Source organism: Marinobacter sp. L-80, from assembly GCF_056859395.1.
In genome coordinates, this window is the sequence record NZ_JBSXOI010000036.1 from 22,664 (window position 1) to 42,304 (window position 19,641).

The window sequence follows — 19,641 nt, forward strand, 5'->3', positions numbered from 1 at the left end:
CAATTCCCGACCAGCCCAGCCTGAGCTATCTTGATTGCAGGCCATTGATTATAAAAAGCGGACTGGAATCCGAGAGGACAGGCAATGAGTAACCAGCATTTCGATGTACTGATCATCGGCGCCGGCGTTTCCGGCATTGGCATGGCATGCCATCTTAAGCGTGAATGCCCCGGCAAGTCGTTTGCCATCCTCGAACGTCGGCAGTCCCTGGGTGGCACCTGGGATCTGTTCCGTTACCCGGGAATCCGTTCGGATTCGGACATGTTTACCTTCGGCTACAATTTCCGCCCCTGGACAGGCGGCAAAGTGCTGGCCGACGGCGCATCGATCAAGAATTATGTGGCGGAGACCGCCAGGGAGCATGATGTCGAACGCCACATCCGCTTCGGGCTGGCGGTGAAGACAGCGGACTGGTCAGGTGTCGACAAATGCTGGAAGCTCTCGGCCCTGAACGAAGCCACCGGCGAAACAGAACACTACACCGCCAGCTTCATGGTAGGCTGTACCGGCTACTACAATTATGATCAGGGCTACAAGCCGGACTTCCCGGGTGAAAATGATTTCCGCGGCCAGATCATACACCCGCAGCATTGGCCGGAAGATCTCGACTACGCGGGCAAGAAGGTGGTGATTATTGGCAGCGGCGCAACCGCCATTACCCTGGTGCCGACCATGGCAGAGCAGGCCGCTCATGTCACCATGCTTCAGCGCTCACCCACCTATCTGATGCCTCTGCCTTCAACCGACAAGGTGTCTCTTGCCCTGCAGAAAATTCTGCCCGAGAGAACCGCCTATCGGCTGACCCGGGCCCGGAATATTTCCATTTCCCGTTTCCTTTACTTGCGCTCCAGAAGGAGCCCGAAGTTCATGCGCCGGCTGTTCCTGGGCATTATCAAACGCAAGGTTGGGGACACCGCCGACATGCGGCACTTCACGCCGGATTACAATCCCTGGGACCAGCGCCTGTGCGTGGTAAAAGACGGGGACCTTTTCCAGGCCATGAAAGCGGGCAAGGCGTCCATTGCCACCGATCATATTGACCGCTTCACGGAAACCGGCATCCGCCTGAAATCGGGTGAGGAACTGGAAGCAGATATCATCATCCCGGCAACAGGTCTGGATATCCAGATGCTGGGTGGAATCCGGCCGACCGTGGACGGCCAGGAAGTCGTGATGAAAGACAAGATTATCTACAAGAACGTGATGGTGGAGGGCGTGCCCAACGCCGGCATGATCTTCGGTTACACCAACATTTCCTGGACCCTGAAGGTGGACATTGCCGCCGAGTACCTGTGCCGGCTGATGAACCTGATGGACAAGCGTGGCTATCGTACCGTGGTGGCCCGGGACACTGAGAACAGTCGCGGCGACGACACGGTGCTTGGCTCTCTGGATGCCGGCTACATTCGCCGGGCCGCCGATCGCCTGCCCCGCCAGGGCACTCACGGGCCCTGGAAGTCGTCCCAGAATTATCTCGAGGACGTCAAAATCCTGCGATTCGAGCCGATTGAGGATGGCTATCTGGAATTCGATGGAAAGCGGACCCACGCGAGCCACAAGGAATCCGGTGGTTTCCTGCGGCCCCTGCGCTCGGCCCTGTTCGGAACCTGATCACTCAAAAGCCGAACGTATGACATCCCGGTAGTTGCGAATGCGCTGCACGTAATGCACCGGCTCATAGCCTCGGGCGTATCCGTAGCGGGTGCTGGGGTAGTATCGCTTGTCGGCTTTCAGGGGTAGCACCTCGGTCATATCCTGCCAGGAGTCCGGATTCTTGTTCAGGTTCCGCGCCAGTTCCCGGGCATCCAGCAGGTGCCCACGGCCGATGTTGTAGCTTGCCAGCGCCAGGAAGGTGCGGTCCGGCTCAGGAATAGTCTCTGGCAGGCGGCGGTGACGGTCGGCCAGATAGCGGGCGCCACCATCAATAGCTGCATCGGGATCGAGCCGGTTGGTTACACCCAGAGATTCGGCGGTTCGTCGGGTAAGCATCATGATGCCGCGGACACCGGTGGGGGATTTCGCCGCTGGATCCCAGTGGGATTCCTGATAGGCCAGTGCGGCCAGCAGGTCTGCGGGCATGCCGGTTTTGGCCTCCGCTTCCCGGAATTGATCGATGAAATCGGGCAGGCGGTCTTCAATGCGTCGATTCAGGGCCCGCAGATCCACGAAATCAAAGTCGCCAATGTAGGCATAGTAGCGGTTCTCCATCAGCCCTATGGCCTCATCGCCTTCGACGCTATTCATCCACTCGTGGGCATCGGAGGCCAGATCTTCGGAAGCCTTGGGCATGTACCAGCCAAGATTCCGCCCCTGTGTGAGCGTCATCGCCACTTCCAGGTGGGGGAAATGCCGGCGCATGACCTGAACAATGTTGGAATCAGCGACGGTGCAGCCGACATCCCGTTCGGCAACATCCGAGAGAATGACCTCTGTCGTGCGATCTGCATCCTCCTCAAAAGCGATTCCCGGATGCTGTTCATTCAGCTTGTTCAGGGTTTCAACGTAGCTGGAGCCGGCGGTTACGACAATATCAGTGCCGGGAATGTCCTCAGGTTTGCGGGGCATGGGCCGAGCGTCGCGATGGCAGACGAGTTGTTCGGTAATCTCGGTGTGAGCCGGGCCTCTTACAAAGCGCTCATCGCGGGAGGCGAGGTGCGTCAGTCCCGCTGCGGCCAGATGGGTGTTGCCAGATTCCAACGCCGCCAGAACGTCGCTGGTGGAATCAAGCATGGTCCATTCTACCTGCCAGCCCCGACTCTCGGCGTAGGCGCTGATCAGTGCGTGCTCCGGACCGACGGGGTTCTCATGCCGATCCACGTAATAGGTTGTGGAGCCATTGCGGGTAGCCACTTTGAGTACGCCCGTTTCCGACGGTGGCTTGATATCCGTTGTCGTTGGTTGGCTGGTGCTGGTGTTGTCACTGCAGCCGGCAAGCAGGAGTGGCAGGATCACAAGACCCGCGGCGAACTTCCATCGGAACATAGCGAGGAATTTCCTGTCTTTTGAAATGACTTCTACGTATTAACACGTATCTTCTTAAAACCATACTCCTGAATTCGGGAATTGGATTCCCTTTGACCAACCGCATCCATGAGTAAATCACGTATCTAGCTGAGAGAGATTGTGTCAGGCTGGTCGACCGTTTTCTCATTATCACAGGCCACTGTTGAATGGCGTCCGGCAAAAGAAACAGGAAACACTCTCTCTGGCATCCGTCGTACTGGCCGGCCTGGGCTCTGGTCTGCTTGCTCTGGCTTTTGTCCTTTCTTCCGATGGGACTGAAGCAGCGTTTTGGAGGCTGGTTGGGCAAGCGCCTTTCCAGCAAGATGCGATCCCGTGCCAGGGTTGCGGACGCCAACCTGGCGGCCTGCATGCCCGAACTCGACCAAGCGACCCGCAGCCAGTTGGTGGAGGATGCGTTTGTGGCCTCGGCCCGGGGCGTTCTGGAAAGCGTTCATGCCTGGTGGCGGGATATGACCCCCTATTGTGAGAGCGCGTCGGTCCAGGGTACCGAGCACCTTGAAGAAGCGAAACGACGCGGCAAGGGAGTGCTGTTGATCGGCGGGCACTACAGTATTTTCGACTTTGCCCTGCCTCTGATTGCCTGCAAGCTTCAGAAGCCGGGTTACATGTACCGCCCTAACAACAATCCGGTGATTGACCGTATGATCGAACGTGGCCGGCGGCGGCATTTTGGTATTCGCCCCTTCACCAAACGTCAGATCAGACCCATGTTGTCATTCCTGAAAGAAGGGGGGCAGGTCTGGTTCGCCTGTGACCAGGATTTCGGCAAGAAGTCCGAGGTGTTCGTGCCCTTTTTTGGGGTCAGTGCCGGCTGTATTACGTCGCCAAGCTTCGTTGCCAGGGAGTCCGGCGCTGCGGTTATCTGCGTCAGTCACTTGCGAATGCCCGATGGCAGTTACCGGGTGGTGTTTTCTCCGATTCAGGAGTCCTTTGGCGAACATCCGGAACAGGACGCCAAAGTCTGGAACGGTTTTATTGAAGCCACTGTTCGTGAGCAACCCGATCAGTACCTCTGGCTGCACAAGCGATTCAAGAGCAGGCCAGAAGGTGCGGCAACGATATACTGAGGCGCGTTCATGCGTAACGCCTGCCTCTGTTCTATCCTGAAAACTTCAACAAACCCTCTGGAGGATACTATGCGCTGCACTCTCAGACTGGTTCTGGTGGCATCGGCTCTGCTGTTCGCCACGCTCACCCATGCCGCAGATGGACTGGTCGCGATCAAAAGCAGTCACGATGTAAAAGCCACGGCCGACAAACTCGAGTCTGTGCTCAAAGAGAAGGGCATGACGGTCATGGCTCGCGTTAATCATCAGCAGGGCGCGGAAAAAGCCGGTCTGGAATTGCGTCCGACCGAAGTGGTTATTTTCGGCAACCCCAAAGTCGGCACACCGCTGATGCAGTGCGCCCAGAGTGTCGCCATCGACCTGCCCCAAAAAGCCCTGATCTGGGAGGATGCCAACGGAGAGGTGTGGCTGGGTTACAACGACCCGCAATACCTCAAGAGCCGCCATGGCATTGAGGGGTGCGATGAGGTGCTCGGAAAAGTAAGCGGCGCACTGGGAAATTTTGCCAAAGCGGCAACCCGGTAGATAAAAACGCCATGCGGTTAACGGGCACAGCGGGCCTGGTTCACTGGTCGGGTCCGCGGATCTTTTCCAGGCCCCTGGCCAGTGTTGCCCGTGACAGCTCGCCCATGTGGGAATCGATGAGTTCGCCCTGGGCATTGTAGAAAAGCGTTGTTGGCAAGCCATTGCTGCCCACGGCGCGTGCCAGCTGGGCCTGATCGTCCCGGTAAAGGTTGTTCAGGTTCAGGCGGTTTTCCTCAAGAAAGGAACGGATGGTCTCGGGCTGTTCGCGCTGGTTGGCAAACACAAACGCGACATCCGGATAGATGTGTTGGGCTTCCTCCAGCACCGGCATTTCCCGGATGCAGGGTGGACACCAGGTTGCCCAGAGGTTCACCACCAGGGGTTGGCCTGGCGCTAATTGGTCCATGTGGACTGCTTCGCCATTGAGCGAATGCAGCGCAACGTCCGGCATGCCTCGGGCCTGCTGTTCGATCAGTGTGATGGTTCCTGCGGTGGCAGCCCAGAACAGGGCGCCCGTCAGCGCAGCAGTAGCCAGGGGTTTGCGCTGCGCTTCCCTGCGCCAGAGCAGAAAGCCGGTGAAGATGAGGGCGCCGACGACACCCCAGAGCACATCGAAACCGCCGTCCCGGATATCAATGATGCCCAGAAGATCATTCTGGTAATGCTCGAAGTAACTGATAACGAAACCGACCCGGGCACAGAGCATCGCTACCACGAAGATATCGGCCACCGATCCGGCTACGGGCACCCTATATTTGCGGCCCAGCACCCCTCCAACCAGCAGAGCCAGGCCGAAGGCGATGACCAGGAGCAGGTGGTCGATGGACAGGCTCAATGGGCCGATACTGACGCTCATTCTTTCAACTCCATGTTGGCTTCCGGTGATCAAAACACTCTGACTTGAGGATGTCCGCCAGGTTCCTTCGGATGCTTATTATAATCACCTATGGCTAATTGCCCGGGCCTCTGTTAATGTGCCCGCATCCTGCCTCTAGGGATTCCGCAGTTTAAGGCTTTAAGCCCGTGCGACCTTTCCATACGACCTGTCAGAGGACGTCACCCCGATAACGGCGCGTGACCGTAGTCGTCTTTTATTCCATGAATGTTCATGGCATCTGCCCGCATTCACCGAGAACGGTGGTCGTGGAGGCAGAATAATCAAGAGTTGATCCAATATGAGTTTTTCTTCACTCGGTTTGTCCGAGCAGCTGGTCCGTGCCACGTCTGACCAGGGTTATGAAACCCCGTCTCCCATTCAGGCCCAGGCCATTCCCGCCGTGCTTTCTGGCCGGGACGTTATGGCTGCTGCCCAGACCGGTACCGGCAAAACCGCCGGTTTTACCTTGCCCTTGCTGCAGCGTCTGGGTGAAAACCCGCGCACCGGCAAAGGCCCCCGCGCGCTGATCCTGACGCCCACCCGTGAACTGGCGGCACAGGTTCACGACAGCGTGAATCTTTACAGCAAATACGTTCCTACCAAGGCCGCGGTGGTTTTCGGTGGTGTGAAAATCAATCCGCAGATGATGAAGCTGCGCAAAGGCCTGGACGTGCTGGTGGCAACACCGGGCCGCCTGATGGACCTGTATCAGCAGAACGCTGTGCGCTTCAACGAAGTGGAAATCCTGGTGCTGGACGAAGCCGACCGCATGCTGGATATGGGCTTTATTCGCGACATCCGCAAGATTCTTGCGCTGCTGCCAGCCAAGCGCCAGAACCTGTTGTTCTCCGCCACCTTCTCGAACGAGATCCGGACTCTGGCCGAAGGTCTGCTGGATAACCCGGTTCAGGTTGAAGTGGCGGCTCGAAACACCTCTGCCGAAAACATCAAGCAGTCTGTCTACCCGGTGGATCAGAGCCAGAAAACCGCCCTGCTGAGCAAGCTGGTGCGTGACAACAGCTGGGACCAGGTGCTGGTGTTTACCCGCACCAAGCACGGTGCCAACCGCCTGACCCAGAAACTGGAGAAGGACGGTATTACCGCTGCTGCCATTCACGGCAACAAGTCGCAGGGTGCCCGCACCCGCGCGCTGGCGGACTTCAAGGCTGGCGAAGTGCGTGTGCTGGTGGCAACGGATATCGCTGCTCGTGGTCTGGACATCAAGCAGCTGCCCCAGGTGGTGAACTTCGAACTGCCCAACGTGCCGGAAGACTATGTGCATCGTATTGGTCGCACCGGCCGTGCCGGTGAGAGTGGTCATGCGCTGTCACTGGTCAGTGCCGATGAAGGCAAAATGCTGGCGGGCATCGAAAGGCTGATCAAAAAGCAGCTGCCGCGCACGGAAGTGGAAGGCTTTGAGCCGACCAACAACCTGCCGCTGAAGCCGAGAGCCAAGGCCGATCCCAGCCGCGCCCGTACCCGCAGTAGTAACGGTGGTGGTAATGGCCGGCCCGGAGGCAAGCCGAAAAGCTTTGGGGACAAGCCAGGTGGCCGCAGTGGTGGCCGGAGCCAGAATGGCGGTGGTCAGCGAAGCCGCTCAGCCCAGCGCCAGAGTGCCTGAGGCAGGTCAGGAAGGCGGGGCAGATGCTCCGCCTTCCTGTTTCTGGCGGACAAAAAAAGGCGGGGCCGGAGGGCCCCGCACAGGAGAGCGCACCTTTCGTCAGCCAACAGACCGTGGCGACTGACGGAGGCACGGGGATCAAAACTTGTAGGACAGGCCTACCATGTAGACTAGGGGATCAATTTCCACATCCACGGTCTGGTTTACAGCTTCAATTTTCGCCTCGGTGTCGATGTCTATCCACCAGACTGCCGCGTTAACACCGATGTTTTCGGTGATCATGTAATCCAGGCCAACTTCCGCAGCCAGGCCGAAGCTGTCATCGAGCTTGATATCGGTGCCTGCAAGAGCGCCGGCGGTTTGTTCATCAAAAAAGACGGTATAGTTCACACCCGCTCCAACATAGGGTTGCAGCTTGCTGCCGCTCGGCATCGGGAAATACTGAAGTGTGATGGTTGGTGGCAGCTGTTTTGTTTCGGCCAGCTTACCAAGACCAGCGAGGTCACCGTCACCTTTAATATCGTGGCTGAAGGGAGTTGCTGCGAGCACGCCCAAACCCAGTTGATCTGTAAGCATATAGCTCAGGGTCAGGCCTAGTTGGGTGTCGTTGTCTACGTCAACTCTTGCGTCGGAGCTGAGGTTGGTAATAGGGTCACTCGAAGCGTCTGGTGCAACTGTCACCACACCAACGCGGCCAATAAAATCACCAGCTTCGTACGCTTGAACAGCCGGCGCCGCAGCCATAACCGCTGCAGCCAGAACACCAAGTTTAAATGTGCGGGACATATCCATCTCCTTAACCTGAATCGTTGATGGCTTCAGATTAGTGGCAGCGGAGAAAGGAAACTTGATTTAGCGCAAGATTGGCCGGGCAGGGGGGCTGGTTTGATCGCAAGATTGACGTAGCTCAAGAAATCGGGCGGTGCCGCGATTACTGCGGAGAGTCAGGCGGAGGTCTTTTGCCTTCGGGCAGACTCTCGTCCGGTACGAACACATCCCGGATGCTCAGGGGGTTGCCATCGGCATTCTGGACTTCCACCGTGTGAATAGGGCGGCCGGTGGCACGGTCGCGCAGGTCCAGGGGTGTCTGGTCCGGGGCGGGATTCCACTTGTCGCCCCACTGGCGCAGGGCAATCACCACCGGGAACAGATCCCGGCCTTTCTCAGTCAAGCGGTATTCAAAGCGGGAGCCGTGTTCGCCCACATCCACCTTGCGCAACACCTCGTTATCCACCAGCCGGGCCAGACGATCGCAGAGGATATTCTTGGCAATGCCCAGTTCCTGCTGGAAGTCCACGAACCGGCGGGTGCCATACATGGCGTGTAGTACGATCAGCAGGGACCACCAGTCACCCACTTCATTGAGGGCACGGGCGACGGAGCAACTGGAGTCATCAAAACGTTTTCTGGCCATGGTGGGAGTGTACTGAATAGGGTTGCATTTTAAAACCAGATTCAATATGGTTGCTTAACGAAACCAAACTAGTAAGGTTGCACATTACCATGAGCATGAATCTTGGCCCGCTTTTCGAACCGTTTGAACTTCACAACCTCAAGCTGCGTAACCGGGTGGCGATGGCACCGATGACCCGCAACTTCTCGCCTGATGGTGTGCCGGGTGAGGATGTTGTGGCCTATTATCAGCGCCGCGCCGAAGCCGGCGTTGGTCTGATCATTACCGAAGGCACTACAGTAAATCACCCCGCCGCCAGTGGTTATCCCAATGTGCCGGCATTTCATGGTTCCGACGCCCTTCAAGGCTGGAAAAACGTTGTTGATGCCGTGCACGAAGCCGGTGGAGCCATTTTCCCGCAACTCTGGCACGTTGGCGCCGTACGCAAGGAAGGCACACCTCCGGATCCTTCGGTGCCCGGTTACAGCCCATCCGGTCTGTTTGGCCCTGGCAAGCCCAACGGCAAAGCCATGACCAAAGAGGATATTGAGGACGTGGTCACCGCCTTTGCCGATGCCGCCCAGGATGCCAAAGCCCTCGGTTTTGATGGTGTCGAGATCCACGGTGCCCATGGCTACCTGCTGGACCAGTTCCTGTGGGAAGGCACCAACCAGCGGGACGATGAATACGGCGGCTCTATGGAAAACCGCCTGCGCTTTGTGGTCGAAATCGTTGAGGCGGTGCGCCATCGCGTCGGGCCTGATTTCCCGATCATGCTGCGGTTCTCCCAGTGGAAGCAGCAGGATTACGAAGCCAAACTGGTGAACAGCCCTGAGGAACTCGAACGGTTCCTGAAGCCACTGGTGGAAGCCGGTGTGGACATTTTCCACGCCTCTACCCGCCGGTTCTGGGAGCCGGAGTTTGAAGGCTCGGATCTGAACCTCGCAGGCTGGACCCAGAAGCTTTCCGGCAAGCCGACCATGTCCGTGGGCAGTGTCGGGCTGACCGAAGATTTCATCAGCGGCACCTTTGCCAGCAAGCAGGAAGCGGTTGAGAAAGCCGGGATCGATGAGCTGGTGGAGCGGATGAATAACCACGAGTTCGAGCTGATTGCCGTTGGTCGGGCACTTCTGCAGGATCCCGAATGGCTGATCAAGGTGAAAGAAGGCCGGTTGAACGAAGTCGAATCCTTCGCCAAGAAGTCCCTCGCCAAACTGTATTGATTATCCCCTTCGATCGGACGATCGACCTGCCGCAGCGCCTCCCGGCCTGCGGCTTTTTTGTTTCCGGAAACCTGTCGTCTTCGTAATCGCGTCTGCTCAGAGACACGTTATGATGGGTGAAATTCACCCGAATATGAGGGATACGTATGTCGATGATTGGTTCGGTTAAAACGTTGTGCGTGGCTCTGGTGATGGCGGCCATGGTGGGCTGTGCGACTGTCGGCAAAGACTTCGCCACCCACAATGTGGACCAGATCCAGATTGGTGAAACCACGCGGGCCGATATCCAGGAGATGTTCGGCGAGCCGTGGCGCACCGGGATCGAAGACGGCAAACGCACCTGGACCTATGGCAAGTACAAGTGGTCTGCCTTCGGTGAAGCGGAAACCACCGACCTGGTGGTGCGGTTCAACCAGGACGGCACCGTGTCGTCCTACGTGTACAACACCACCGAATAACTCCCGAAGAAAACAGGCGCGGGGCTGCCTTCAGCCCCGCAAGCCTCCTACCAGCTTATCGATGCTTTCCTTGGCATCGCCGAACAGCATACGGGCGTTGTCCTTGAAGAACAGTGGATTCTCCACCCCGGAATAACCGGTGGCCATGCCCCGCTTGAGGATAACCACCTGGTGGGCCTTCCAGACCTCCAGCACCGGCATGCCGGCAATCGGACTGCCCGGGTCTTCGGCGGCGGCCGGGTTCACGGTGTCGTTGGCGCCGATGACCAGCACCACGTCGGTATCCGGGAAGTCATCGTTGATTTCGTCCATTTCCAGCACGATGTCATAAGGGACGTGGGCTTCCGCCAATAGCACGTTCATATGCCCTGGCAGACGGCCGGCCACCGGATGAATGCCGAAACGCACGTTTACGCCCCGTTCCCGAAGGATCTTGGTCATCTCGCTGACGCCGTTCTGGGCCTGGGCGACCGCCATGCCATAACCGGGCACAATGATCACCGACTGGGCGTTGCGCAACTCCTCGCAGACATCATCGGCACTGGATTCGTGCACCGTTTGATCGGCGTCCGCGGCCGCCGAACTGCTGCTGGTCTGGCCGAAGCCACCGAGAATCACGCTGATGAACGAGCGGTTCATGGCCTTGCACATGATGTAGCTGAGGATGGCACCGCTGCTGCCCACCAGGGCACCAACGACAATCAGCAGATCATTGCCCAACATGAAACCGATGGAAGCGGCGGCCCACCCGGAGTAACTGTTTAGCATGGATACCACCACCGGCATGTCGGCGCCGCCAATAGCCATGATCAGGTGAATGCCGAGGACCGAGGCAATGGCGGTCATCAGGATCAGGGCAACGATTCCCAGGGCCATGCTCTCGGTGCCCAGGAACCAGGCCCCGAGCAAGACGCAGACAATGATCGCTGTCAGGTTCATCAGATGCCGTCCGGGCAGGGTCAGCGCCTTGCTGTCGATTCGGCCGTCCAGTTTGCCGCAGGCCACCAGTGAACCAGTGAAGGTAATGGCACCTATAAAAATGCCGACAAACACCTCCACCAGTTTGATGGTGTGCTCGGTACCGGAGGTGGCAATCAACGGCTCGATATAACCGGAAAAACCTACCAATACCGCCGCCAGACCCACGAAACTGTGGAGCAGGGCGACCAGCTGAGGCATCTGGGTCATTTCCACCTTGTTGGCGATGGGAATGCCAATGCCGGCACCGAGCAACACGGCAATGATGATGGCGGTAATGCCTCCGTCTACGCTGGCCAGAGTGGCCCCCACCGCGATGATAATGCCGGCGACGCCGTAGAGATTACCGCGCCGTGCCGATTCCTGGTGGCTGAGGCCACCCAGGCTGAGAATAAACAAGATACTTGCGACCACGTAGGCCACGCTCACCAGTCCTGTGCTCATATCGGGCGCCTCCTACTTGCGGAACATTTTGAGCATGCGATGGGTGACCCGGAAGCCACCGCCCACGTTGATGCTGGCAATCAGCACCGCCACAAACGCCATGATGCCAACGGCAATATTCTCCGCCTGGGCCAGATGCAGAATGGCGCCGATAACGATGATGCCGCTGATGGCGTTGGTAACGCTCATCAGGGGGGTATGCAGGGAAGGGGTTACGTTCCAGATCACCTGCCAGCCAATAAAGCAGGCCAGTACGAACACAGTGAAGTGTTGCAGGAAGCTTTCCGGCGCGTGGGCGCCCACTCCGTAGAGCGCCAGGGCCGTCACCACCAGAAGAACGCCTTTGCCGATCAGGCTGCGACGGTCCGCGTCCTTCTTGGCGGCCGCTTTTGCTTCGGCTGAAGGCTCCTCGGTGCCCGGTGCGGGCTTGGGGCTGACCGGCGATTCCGGTTGTGGCGGCGGCCAGGTTATTTCGTCCTCGTGAACCACCGTCAGGCCACGGATGACTTCGTCTTCCATGTTCACCAGCGGCGTGCCGTCTTTCTCGGGTGTCAGCTCGGTGAGCAGATGCACCAGGTTGGTGGCGTACAGATCACTGGCCACCTTGGCCATCCGGCTGGGCAGGTCGGTGTAGCCGATCAGGGTAACGCCGTGTTGATGGGCGACTTTGCCCGGTTCGGTCAGTTCGCAGTTACCCCCTCGCTCTGAGGCCAGATCCACGATCACGCTGCCGGGCTTCATGGATTTTACCATGTCGGCGGTGATCAGTTTCGGTGCCGGTTTGCCGGGAATCAGGGCGGTGGTGATGATGATATCCACCTCTTCCGCCTGCTCTGCAAACAGCGCCATCTCCGCCTTGATGAACTCGTCACTCATCTGCTTGGCGTAACCACCGCTGCCGCTGCCTTCCTCGTCACCGAAATCCAGTTCCAGGAACTCGGCGCCCATGCTCTCGACCTGTTCCTTTACTTCCAGCCGGGTATCAAAGGCCCGCACGATAGCGCCCATGCTGTTGGCCGCGCCAATGGCTGCCAGGCCAGCCACCCCGGCACCGATGACCATGATTTTCGCGGGTGGCACCTTGCCAGCAGCGGTAACCTGCCCGGTAAAGAAACGCCCGAAGTGGTTCGCCGCCTCGATCACCGCCCGATAGCCGGCGATGTTGGCCATGGCGCTGAGTGCGTCCATCTTCTGGGCGCGGCTGATGCGGGGCAGGCTGTCGATGGCGAAAGACGTGATCTTTCTGGCGGCCAGCTTTTCCAGCAATTCCGGGTTCTGGGCTGGCCAGATGTAGCTGACCAGAAACGCGCCCTCCTTCATCAGATCCGCTTCGTGTTTGCCCAGTGCCGGATTTTCCATGGGCGCGCGGACCTTGAGGATAAAGTCGGCTTCTTTCCACAGTGAGCTGGTATCGGCTGCGATGGCTGCGCCCACTTTTTCATAGGCGGCATCGGAGTAGTTCGCCGCCTCGCCGGCGCCGCCTTCCACGATCACGTCATAACCAAGTCCGATTAACTTGTGAACAGAAGGTGGCGTGGCGGCCACTCGCCGCTCGTCCTCAAAGATTTCCTTGGGGATACCGATTTTCATTATTGGTTTGCCTCCGGATTTCCCGATTGATCACTTGTTCTGGTTATCTACATACTAGTGCAGGTTGCCAGATCTGCCCGGAAAGCGGATTTATCGGAGGTATATCAGCCCTGCCTCAGGGCGAGGCGTTCGACTTCCGTTTGCGACAGGTGATCAAGCATCGCACCCCGGAACTGCCGGTTGATGAAATGTTCGGTTTCGGTCTGGATGGTTTCGCGCTGGGCGGGTTTCTCGATGTAATCCATGGCCCGGAACAGGATGTAGCGGATGGTCATGCGGGAGACTTCATGAATGGTCTCGGACGGCACGGCGCTCACCAGTTGCCGCTCGATAATGTCTTCGGCCATTTCCCGGGCGCTGGCTTCAAGCTGTGATTCAAGGGCCCGTCGCAGTATCGGGGAGGGGCCGTGGAGTTCCCGCACGGCCACCGTAGTTGCCGCCGGATTGGCCAGGAAGTAGTGGTACACAAACGCCACCGTATCCCGCGACGCCTGTTCGGAAGAATCCGCCATCTGCCGCAGATCCCGGACCCCGGCTTTCATCTCCTCGGCAATGTAACCCAGTACCTGCAGGCCGAATTCATCCAGGCTCTTGAAGTGTCGGTAAAAGGTATTCGGATTCAGCCCCGCCTCCCGGGCAAGCTCCCGCAGTCCCAGCGACGTCAGGCTCCGGGTTTCGGTAATCAGCCGAAGCGCAGCCTGGATGAGTTTCAGCTTTCCGCCGGTTAATCCGTTCATCTTTTCCTCTGCTTTGGAGGTTGGCCGCGTTGGCAGGTATTCCGAAAACCGCTGCAAGTACGTCCATGTACGCTTGCTCTCCGCCATCCCTGGCTCCGAGCATTTTCGGAATACCTGCCAACACGGCCCCCGAACAATGGAAGTGGGCTGCCAGACTTGAGGCGACTGTATGAGGGCGGGCCACTGTGAGTCTGACGGTCGTTTGTGGGAAGGGCTTCCAAAACTGTCTCTCGCCATGGATGGCGAGAGCCAAGCGTCACAGGGATGTGCCGCAAGGAGCGCGTTTTGGAAGCCCTTCCCACAAATGACCAGCCCCCCCCAGCCAGAGCCCGCCGCAGAGGCCAATGATCAGTCACCTGAGGCCAATCACCGAACCAGGAGTATACGGTTGTATACCAAGCTGTGTATACATGTGTCTACCGGCCATGATGACCCGCCGGATAACAACAGACAAGGTCTAGTGTCCCGTTTAGCTGGGGCACTGGGGCCAACGCAGGAGTGCAGCAATGACACAGAACACACAGATCGCCATCATCGGCACGGGCTTCTCCGGCCTGGGCATGGCCATCAAACTCAAGGAAGCCGGCTACAACGACTTCGTGATCCTGGAGCAGAGTGACGACATCGGTGGCACCTGGCACCAGAACCACTACCCGGGGTGTGCCTGTGACGTGCAGTCTGCACTCTACTCCTTCTCCTTCGAGCAGAACCCGAACTGGAGCCGGATGTATGCCCAGCAGCACGAGATCAAGGCGTATCTGAAACATTGCGCCGAGAAATACGGGCTGATGAAGCACATCCGGCTGAACACCCACGTGGCGGGAGCGCGATTTGATGAGACCCACCAACGGTGGGTTGTTGAAACCTGTGATAGTCCGACGCTTTGGGCGTACATGCAGGAAAGAGGCGTGAAGCCGGGAGACCGGTTGGATCGAACCGATAAGGGGCTGCCGGAATTCACTACCTTGAGGGCCGATATCCTCGTTTCCGGAATGGGGGGATTGAGCACGCCGGCGTATCCGGAGATCAAGGGGATCGAATCCTTCACGGGCAAGCGTTTCCACTCCCAGGACTGGGATCACGACTACGATTTGCGCGGCAAGCGGGTGGCGGTGATCGGGACCGGTGCCTCGGCCATCCAGTTTGTTCCGGAGGTGGCGAAGCAGGCGGCAAAGGTAGACCTGTACCAGCGCACACCACCGTGGATCATGCCCAAGCCGGACCGTGCCATCCGGCCAGTGGAGAAGCGGCTTTTCCGGATGTTCCCGCAAACACTCAATGCCTTCCGTCAGAGTATTTACTGGTCCCTGGAGGCGCGGGTGCTGGGCTTTGTGGGTAACCCCCGTATTCTGAAGCTTGGTGAACTGCAGGCCCGCCGGCATATTCGCAACCAGATTCCGGACAAGGCGCTTCGCAAAAAAGTTACCCCGGATTTCCATTTTGGCTGCAAGCGGGTACTGATCTCCAACAACTACTATCCGGCGCTGGCGCAGGATCATGTGGACGTGGTGACCGAGGGTATCCGTGAGGTGCAGGGCAACACCGTGATCGACGGCCAGGGTAATGAGCGGCAGGTGGATTGCATCATCTACGGCACCGGCTTCCGGGCCCAGGACCCGATTCCCGCGGGCATGATCTTTGGGCGAAACGGCCAGGACCTGCTGGACGCCTGGAAGGACGGCGCAGAGGCCTACAAAGGCACCACCGTCAGTGGCTTTCCGAACTTTTTCATGCTGATGGGACCGAACACCGGTCTCGGTCACAGCTCCATGGTGTATATGATCGAAAGTCAGATCCAGTACGTGCTGGATGCCCTGCAACAGATGCGCCGGCAGCAGTGGACCAGCATGGAAGTGAAGCCGGACGCCCAGAGCCGCTACAACGCGTCCATTCACGCGAAGCTGGGTGACTCGGTATGGCAGACCGGTTGCAAGAGCTGGTACGTCAACGAAAACGGCAGGAACACGACCCTATGGCCGGGTTTTACCTGGCAGTTCCGGAACCAGACGCGGCGCTTCGACGCAGAGTGGTACCTGTGTAAAGGCGCCAGTGACAGCGTTGCCGGAGTTGATTCTGCCATGGCCATCTAGCATCGGAGCAGCGGGGGCATTTCAGCCGGGTTTTAACGGTGGATAAGTTGCGTTTTGGCCCGGATGGCCAATACTTGAAGCAACGGTCTTGCCGGTATCGGCCAAGGATGTCCCCAAATGAAGCTGTTTCACTGCGGCCGATGCGCCAACCTGCTTTATTTCGAAAACAGCTGCTGTACCAGTTGCGGAGCAAGCCTTGGCTTCGCGCCGGATGTGATGGATCTGGTGGCGATTGATCCGAAGGGTAACGATACCTGGGAAGAGGTCACCGCCAGCGATCAATACCGTCTATGTGGTAACTACCAGAACCAGGGCGCTTGCAACTGGCTGGTGCCTGCCTCTGATTCACACGCTTTCTGCGTTGCCTGCCGTCTTAATCGCACCATTCCCGACCTGAGCACCTTCCGGAACCACGATCTGTGGGTGCGGCTGGAGAAAGAGAAACGTCGCCTGGTCTATTCACTGCTGCGCCTGAAGCTGCCTTGCGAGCCCCGGCAGGAAGACCAATATGGCCTGAACTTCGATTTTCTTGCCGACCAGCCGGCAATGTTTGACGAGCGGTCGAAGGTAAAAACCGGCCACGCCAATGGCGTGATCACCATGAACATTGCCGAGGCCGACCCGGTGGAACGGGAGCGGATGCGCAGCCAGATGGCCGAGCCCTATCGCACTGTTTTGGGGCATTTCCGTCACGAATCCGGTCATTATTTCTGGGACCTCCTGGTGCGGTCCGGGCCATGGCTTGGGTCGGTTCGGGAGATGTTTGGTGACGACACCAGGGACTACAGGCAGGCCATGGACCAGCATTATCAGTACGGCCCGCCCGGTGACTGGCAGAGCTGGTACATCAGCGCCTATGCCAGCAGCCATGCCTGGGAAGACTGGGCCGAGACCTGGGCACATTACCTGCATATGGTGGATACATTAGAGACTGCCTGGCAGTTCGGGATGCGGGTGAATGCCCGCCAGCGCCCGGTAATGAACAGCGAACCAGACCCTGCGTTTGATCCCTACCAGGCCGACGATTTCGATGCACTGATCAAGCACTGGTTACCCCTGACGCTTGCGCTCAACAGCCTTAACCGAAGCATGGGGCATGAGGATGCCTACCCCTTCGTGCTTGCGGCTCCGGTGGTGGAGAAGCTCCGCCTGGTACACCGAATAGCTCACGGTGGTTAACGAAAGGACCCCAAATGAAAAAGAACAAATCGATAGACTGGAAAAACTACGATCCCAACGACTTCTTCGATGAGCTGATTGCCGCCAAGGGCAAGCCCCGGCCGGCGGCCACGGCGATTACCGACTACCTGGGCAACCTTGGTTCCGAGGAAATCCAGGCGCGCCAGCAGGCTGCCGAACTGGCGATACTGGAGATGGGGATCAGCTTTACCATTTACAGTGAGGGTGAGAACATCGACCGGGCCTGGCCCTTCGACATCATTCCGAGGGTGATCTCGCTCCGGGAGTGGGAAACCATCGAGCAGGGCCTGGCGCAGCGCCTGACGGCGCTCAACATGTTCATCAACGACATCTATAACGACCAGAACATCGTCAAGGACAAGGTGATTCCCAAGTACGTGTTCGCCAACTCCAAGAACTTCCGCGAGCAGTGCCGCGGATTCACGCCGCCACTGGGAGTATGGGCGCACATCTGCGGATCGGATCTGGTGCGTGACAAGGACGGCAAGGTGTATGTTCTCGAGGACAACCTGCGGGTGCCCTCGGGTGTTTCCTACATGTTGGAGAACCGTCAGCTGACCAAACGGGTGTTCCCGGAGCTGTTCGACAAAACCAGCATTCTGCCGGTCGATGACTACACCAACCAGCTGTTCGACATGCTGGCGTCGATTTCGCCCCGGCCTCAGGACCACCCGAAAATTGCGGTGCTTACGCCAGGTATTTTCAACTCCGCCTATTTTGAACATTCCTTCCTGGCTCAGCGCATGGGCGCCGAGCTGGTAGAAGGGGCCGACCTGGTGGTTGGCGAAGATGATTGTGTCTACATGCGTACTGTCGAGGGCCTGGAGCGCGTGGATGTGATTTATCGCCGCATTGACGACGATTTCCTGGACCCGGAGGTATTCCGTTCCGATTCCACTCTGGGCGTGCCCGGTCTGATGCGAGCCTGGCGCAATGGCAAGGTTGGCCTCGCCAATGCACCGGGTGCCGGCGTGGCCGACGACAAGGTGATCTACGCCTTCGTGCCGGACATGATCCGTTACTACCTGGATGAGGAGCCGATCATCCCGAACGTGCCCACCTACATGTGTGTGAACAAGCAGGATCAGGAGTATGTCCTTGAGCATCTCGACGAGTTGGTGGTCAAGCCCGCGAACGAGTCCGGGGGCTATGGCATGCTGGTGGGGCCCCATTCCACCAAGAAGCAGCGCACCGAGTTCGCGCGCCTGATCAAGAAGAACCCGCGCAACTACATCGCCCAACCCACATTGAGTCTCTCTGTGGCCCCAACTTTGTGCGACGAGGGCCTGGCGCCCCGACACCTGGATCTTCGGCCTTTTGTGCTGCAGGGCGTGAGAACCTACGTTACGGCTGGCGGGCTTACGCGGGTGGCGATGCGAAAAGGCTCCCTGGTGGTGAATTCGTCCCAGGGCGGTGGAAGCAAGGATACCTGGATCGTGGACGAGGAGAATTGATGTGCTGTCACGTGTAGCGGAACGACTGTACTGGATGGCCAGATACCTTGAGCGGGCCGAGAACAACGCCCGGATGATCATGGCCTTTAATTCCCTGGCGTTGGACATGCCCCGGGAAACCCAGCTTTCCTGGAAGGGACTGGTGGCCGTGACGGGCATGGGGGCGCTGTTTGACCAGCATCATCAGAAGGCCGATGAGCGCAACTGTGTGAAGTTTCTGATGGCGGATGGCTACAACCCGAGCTCCATTGCCTCCTGCATCAAGGCCGCCCGGGAGAACGTGCGCACCACCCGGGACCAGATTCCAACCGACGCCTGGGAGGTGATCAACGAGCTGTACCGGTACATCCTGGAGAACATAGATCAGGGGGTTGGTAAGCGGGCGAGGTACGAATTCCTCAACGAAATCGTGGGTCGCTGCCAGATGCTCAATGGTTTGCTGGCCGGTTGCATGAGTCACGATGAGGGGTATGACTTCATCCGAGTAGGCCGCAACCTGGAGCGGGCGGACATGGCCACCCGGCAGATTGAAGTGGGCGCCCTGCAGTTCCTCGACGGCTGGGATGGCACCGAAACCTATGGCGGGCTGCTGTGGACCAGTGTCCTGCGTTATCAGAGTGCCTTCCAGATGTACCGTCACAATGTGCGGCGGAAGGTCAGCGGGCCACTGGTCATTCGTTTCCTGTTGCAGAATGAGCCGTTCCCGCGATCGGTGCTGCACAGCCTCAGCGAAGTCGCGGGCGCTCTCGACCGTCTGCCAAGGAACGAGATTCCGCTCCGCACCGCGTTGCAGGCGGTACGTCACACCCGGGATGGGGACGTGGATGCACTGATCCGCAAGGAGGACGTGATCCTGTTCCTGGAAAAACTGCAGTTAGAAATCGGTGAGCTTCACGACGATATTGCAGAGACGTGGTTTCCTGTCTACGAGACAGCCTGAAACTCCCAATTTTATTCGCC

At 58.5% G+C, this 19,641-nt stretch carries 17 protein-coding genes; 10 read left to right on the forward strand and 7 right to left on the reverse strand.

Annotated features, from left to right (window positions below):
- The first annotated feature begins 84 nt into the window (after positions 1-84).
- Positions 85-1,611: a flavin-containing monooxygenase gene (locus tag AC13E3_RS01965; RefSeq protein WP_405417595.1), complete on the forward strand. Its 1,527-nt coding sequence runs from the start codon at positions 85-87 to the stop codon at positions 1,609-1,611.
- Here AC13E3_RS01965 and mltF read toward each other — a convergent pair whose 3' ends face one another.
- A complete protein-coding gene (gene mltF, locus AC13E3_RS01970) occupies positions 1,612-2,982 on the reverse strand; it encodes a membrane-bound lytic murein transglycosylase MltF (RefSeq protein ID WP_405417593.1) in 1,371 nt (456 codons plus the stop codon). It abuts the gene before it with no gap.
- A gap of 188 nt (positions 2,983-3,170) precedes the next feature.
- Here mltF and AC13E3_RS01975 point away from each other — a divergent pair, with 188 nt between their 5' ends.
- Together AC13E3_RS01975 and AC13E3_RS01980 are read left to right on the forward strand one after the other, a co-directional pair.
- A complete protein-coding gene (locus AC13E3_RS01975) occupies positions 3,171-4,091 on the forward strand; it encodes a lysophospholipid acyltransferase family protein (protein ID WP_405417590.1) in 921 nt (306 codons plus the stop codon).
- Positions 4,092-4,160: 69 nt separating this feature from the next.
- Positions 4,161-4,616 (forward strand): DUF302 domain-containing protein, encoded by a 456-nt coding sequence (locus AC13E3_RS01980; RefSeq protein WP_092030715.1) that lies wholly within the window; start codon positions 4,161-4,163, stop codon positions 4,614-4,616.
- 40 nt (positions 4,617-4,656) lie between these two features.
- Here AC13E3_RS01980 and AC13E3_RS01985 read toward each other — a convergent pair whose 3' ends face one another.
- Positions 4,657-5,472: a prolipoprotein diacylglyceryl transferase family protein gene (locus tag AC13E3_RS01985; RefSeq protein WP_405417587.1), complete on the reverse strand. Its 816-nt coding sequence runs from the start codon at positions 5,470-5,472 to the stop codon at positions 4,657-4,659.
- 319 nt (positions 5,473-5,791) lie between these two features.
- Here AC13E3_RS01985 and AC13E3_RS01990 point away from each other — a divergent pair, with 319 nt between their 5' ends.
- Positions 5,792-7,114 (forward strand): DEAD/DEAH box helicase, encoded by a 1,323-nt coding sequence (locus tag AC13E3_RS01990; protein WP_104270941.1) that lies wholly within the window; start codon positions 5,792-5,794, stop codon positions 7,112-7,114.
- A 138-nt stretch (positions 7,115-7,252) separates the two neighbouring features.
- On the opposite strand, the gene AC13E3_RS01995 is transcribed toward AC13E3_RS01990, so the two are convergent.
- Positions 7,253-7,900: an OmpW/AlkL family protein gene (locus AC13E3_RS01995; protein WP_104270940.1), complete on the reverse strand. Its 648-nt coding sequence runs from the start codon at positions 7,898-7,900 to the stop codon at positions 7,253-7,255.
- A gap of 145 nt (positions 7,901-8,045) precedes the next feature.
- A complete protein-coding gene (locus tag AC13E3_RS02000; RefSeq protein ID WP_008172663.1) occupies positions 8,046-8,528 on the reverse strand; it encodes a winged helix-turn-helix transcriptional regulator in 483 nt (160 codons plus the stop codon).
- 89 nt (positions 8,529-8,617) lie between these two features.
- On the opposite strand from AC13E3_RS02000, the gene AC13E3_RS02005 reads away from it, so the two are divergent.
- Positions 8,618-9,730, forward strand: a complete 1,113-nt coding sequence (locus tag AC13E3_RS02005) for an NADH:flavin oxidoreductase (protein ID WP_008172665.1) — start codon at positions 8,618-8,620, stop codon at positions 9,728-9,730.
- Positions 9,731-9,882: 152 nt separating this feature from the next.
- Positions 9,883-10,188 carry an outer membrane protein assembly factor BamE domain-containing protein gene (bamE, locus tag AC13E3_RS02010; protein ID WP_053113314.1) on the forward strand — a complete coding sequence of 102 codons (306 nt, stop codon included), beginning with the start codon at positions 9,883-9,885 and terminating at the stop codon, positions 10,186-10,188.
- Positions 10,189-10,218: 30 nt separating this feature from the next.
- Here the strand turns inward: bamE and pntB are convergent, their stop codons facing one another.
- The 3 genes from pntB to AC13E3_RS02025 all read right to left on the reverse strand — a co-directional run bounded on the left by pntB (position 10,219) and on the right by AC13E3_RS02025 (position 13,937).
- Positions 10,219-11,610 (reverse strand): Re/Si-specific NAD(P)(+) transhydrogenase subunit beta, encoded by a 1,392-nt coding sequence (gene pntB, locus AC13E3_RS02015; protein ID WP_053113313.1) that lies wholly within the window; start codon positions 11,608-11,610, stop codon positions 10,219-10,221.
- A 12-nt stretch (positions 11,611-11,622) separates the two neighbouring features.
- Positions 11,623-13,200, reverse strand: coding sequence for a Re/Si-specific NAD(P)(+) transhydrogenase subunit alpha (locus AC13E3_RS02020; protein ID WP_008172671.1), 1,578 nt, complete (start codon positions 13,198-13,200; stop codon positions 11,623-11,625).
- Between the two features lie 104 nt (positions 13,201-13,304).
- Complete coding sequence (locus tag AC13E3_RS02025; protein WP_039881970.1) at positions 13,305-13,937, reverse strand: TetR family transcriptional regulator; 633 nt, start codon at positions 13,935-13,937, stop codon at positions 13,305-13,307.
- Between the two features lie 506 nt (positions 13,938-14,443).
- On the opposite strand from AC13E3_RS02025, the gene AC13E3_RS02030 reads away from it, so the two are divergent.
- The 4 genes from AC13E3_RS02030 (at position 14,444) to AC13E3_RS02045 (ending at position 19,621) form a co-directional block, all read left to right on the forward strand.
- Positions 14,444-16,027 (forward strand): flavin-containing monooxygenase, encoded by a 1,584-nt coding sequence (locus tag AC13E3_RS02030; RefSeq protein ID WP_405417580.1) that lies wholly within the window; start codon positions 14,444-14,446, stop codon positions 16,025-16,027.
- Between the two features lie 117 nt (positions 16,028-16,144).
- On the forward strand, positions 16,145-17,206 hold the full coding sequence (locus tag AC13E3_RS02035; RefSeq protein ID WP_405417577.1) for a zinc-binding metallopeptidase family protein: 1,062 nt from the start codon (positions 16,145-16,147) through the stop codon (positions 17,204-17,206).
- Positions 17,207-17,220: 14 nt separating this feature from the next.
- Positions 17,221-18,681, forward strand: coding sequence for a circularly permuted type 2 ATP-grasp protein (locus tag AC13E3_RS02040; RefSeq protein WP_008172675.1), 1,461 nt, complete (start codon positions 17,221-17,223; stop codon positions 18,679-18,681).
- A gap of 1 nt (position 18,682) precedes the next feature.
- Entirely contained in the window at positions 18,683-19,621 is a 939-nt protein-coding gene (locus AC13E3_RS02045) for an alpha-E domain-containing protein (protein ID WP_008172676.1), read from the forward strand.
- Positions 19,622-19,641 lie beyond the last annotated feature (20 nt).

Excerpts from the sequence above, each read along its gene's own strand:
- AC13E3_RS02040 (WP_008172675.1), top strand. The coding sequence starts at position 17,221 with ATGAAAAAGAACAAATCGATAGACTGGAAAAACTACGATCCCAACGAC.
- pntB (WP_053113313.1), bottom strand. The coding sequence starts at position 11,610 with ATGAGCACAGGACTGGTGAGCGTGGCCTACGTGGTCGCAAGTATCTTG.
- AC13E3_RS01975 (WP_405417590.1), top strand. The coding sequence starts at position 3,171 with ATGGCGTCCGGCAAAAGAAACAGGAAACACTCTCTCTGGCATCCGTCG.
- AC13E3_RS01995 (WP_104270940.1), bottom strand. The coding sequence starts at position 7,900 with ATGTCCCGCACATTTAAACTTGGTGTTCTGGCTGCAGCGGTTATGGCT.
- AC13E3_RS02020 (WP_008172671.1), bottom strand. The coding sequence starts at position 13,200 with ATGAAAATCGGTATCCCCAAGGAAATCTTTGAGGACGAGCGGCGAGTG.
- mltF (WP_405417593.1), bottom strand. The coding sequence starts at position 2,982 with ATGTTCCGATGGAAGTTCGCCGCGGGTCTTGTGATCCTGCCACTCCTG.
- bamE (WP_053113314.1), top strand. The coding sequence starts at position 9,883 with ATGATTGGTTCGGTTAAAACGTTGTGCGTGGCTCTGGTGATGGCGGCC.
- AC13E3_RS02000 (WP_008172663.1), bottom strand. The coding sequence starts at position 8,528 with ATGGCCAGAAAACGTTTTGATGACTCCAGTTGCTCCGTCGCCCGTGCC.
- AC13E3_RS02005 (WP_008172665.1), top strand. The coding sequence starts at position 8,618 with ATGAGCATGAATCTTGGCCCGCTTTTCGAACCGTTTGAACTTCACAAC.
- AC13E3_RS02025 (WP_039881970.1), bottom strand. The coding sequence starts at position 13,937 with ATGAACGGATTAACCGGCGGAAAGCTGAAACTCATCCAGGCTGCGCTT.
- AC13E3_RS02030 (WP_405417580.1), top strand. The coding sequence starts at position 14,444 with ATGACACAGAACACACAGATCGCCATCATCGGCACGGGCTTCTCCGGC.
- AC13E3_RS01965 (WP_405417595.1), top strand. The coding sequence starts at position 85 with ATGAGTAACCAGCATTTCGATGTACTGATCATCGGCGCCGGCGTTTCC.
- AC13E3_RS01985 (WP_405417587.1), bottom strand. The coding sequence starts at position 5,472 with ATGAGCGTCAGTATCGGCCCATTGAGCCTGTCCATCGACCACCTGCTC.
- AC13E3_RS01990 (WP_104270941.1), top strand. The coding sequence starts at position 5,792 with ATGAGTTTTTCTTCACTCGGTTTGTCCGAGCAGCTGGTCCGTGCCACG.
- AC13E3_RS01980 (WP_092030715.1), top strand. The coding sequence starts at position 4,161 with ATGCGCTGCACTCTCAGACTGGTTCTGGTGGCATCGGCTCTGCTGTTC.
- AC13E3_RS02035 (WP_405417577.1), top strand. The coding sequence starts at position 16,145 with ATGAAGCTGTTTCACTGCGGCCGATGCGCCAACCTGCTTTATTTCGAA.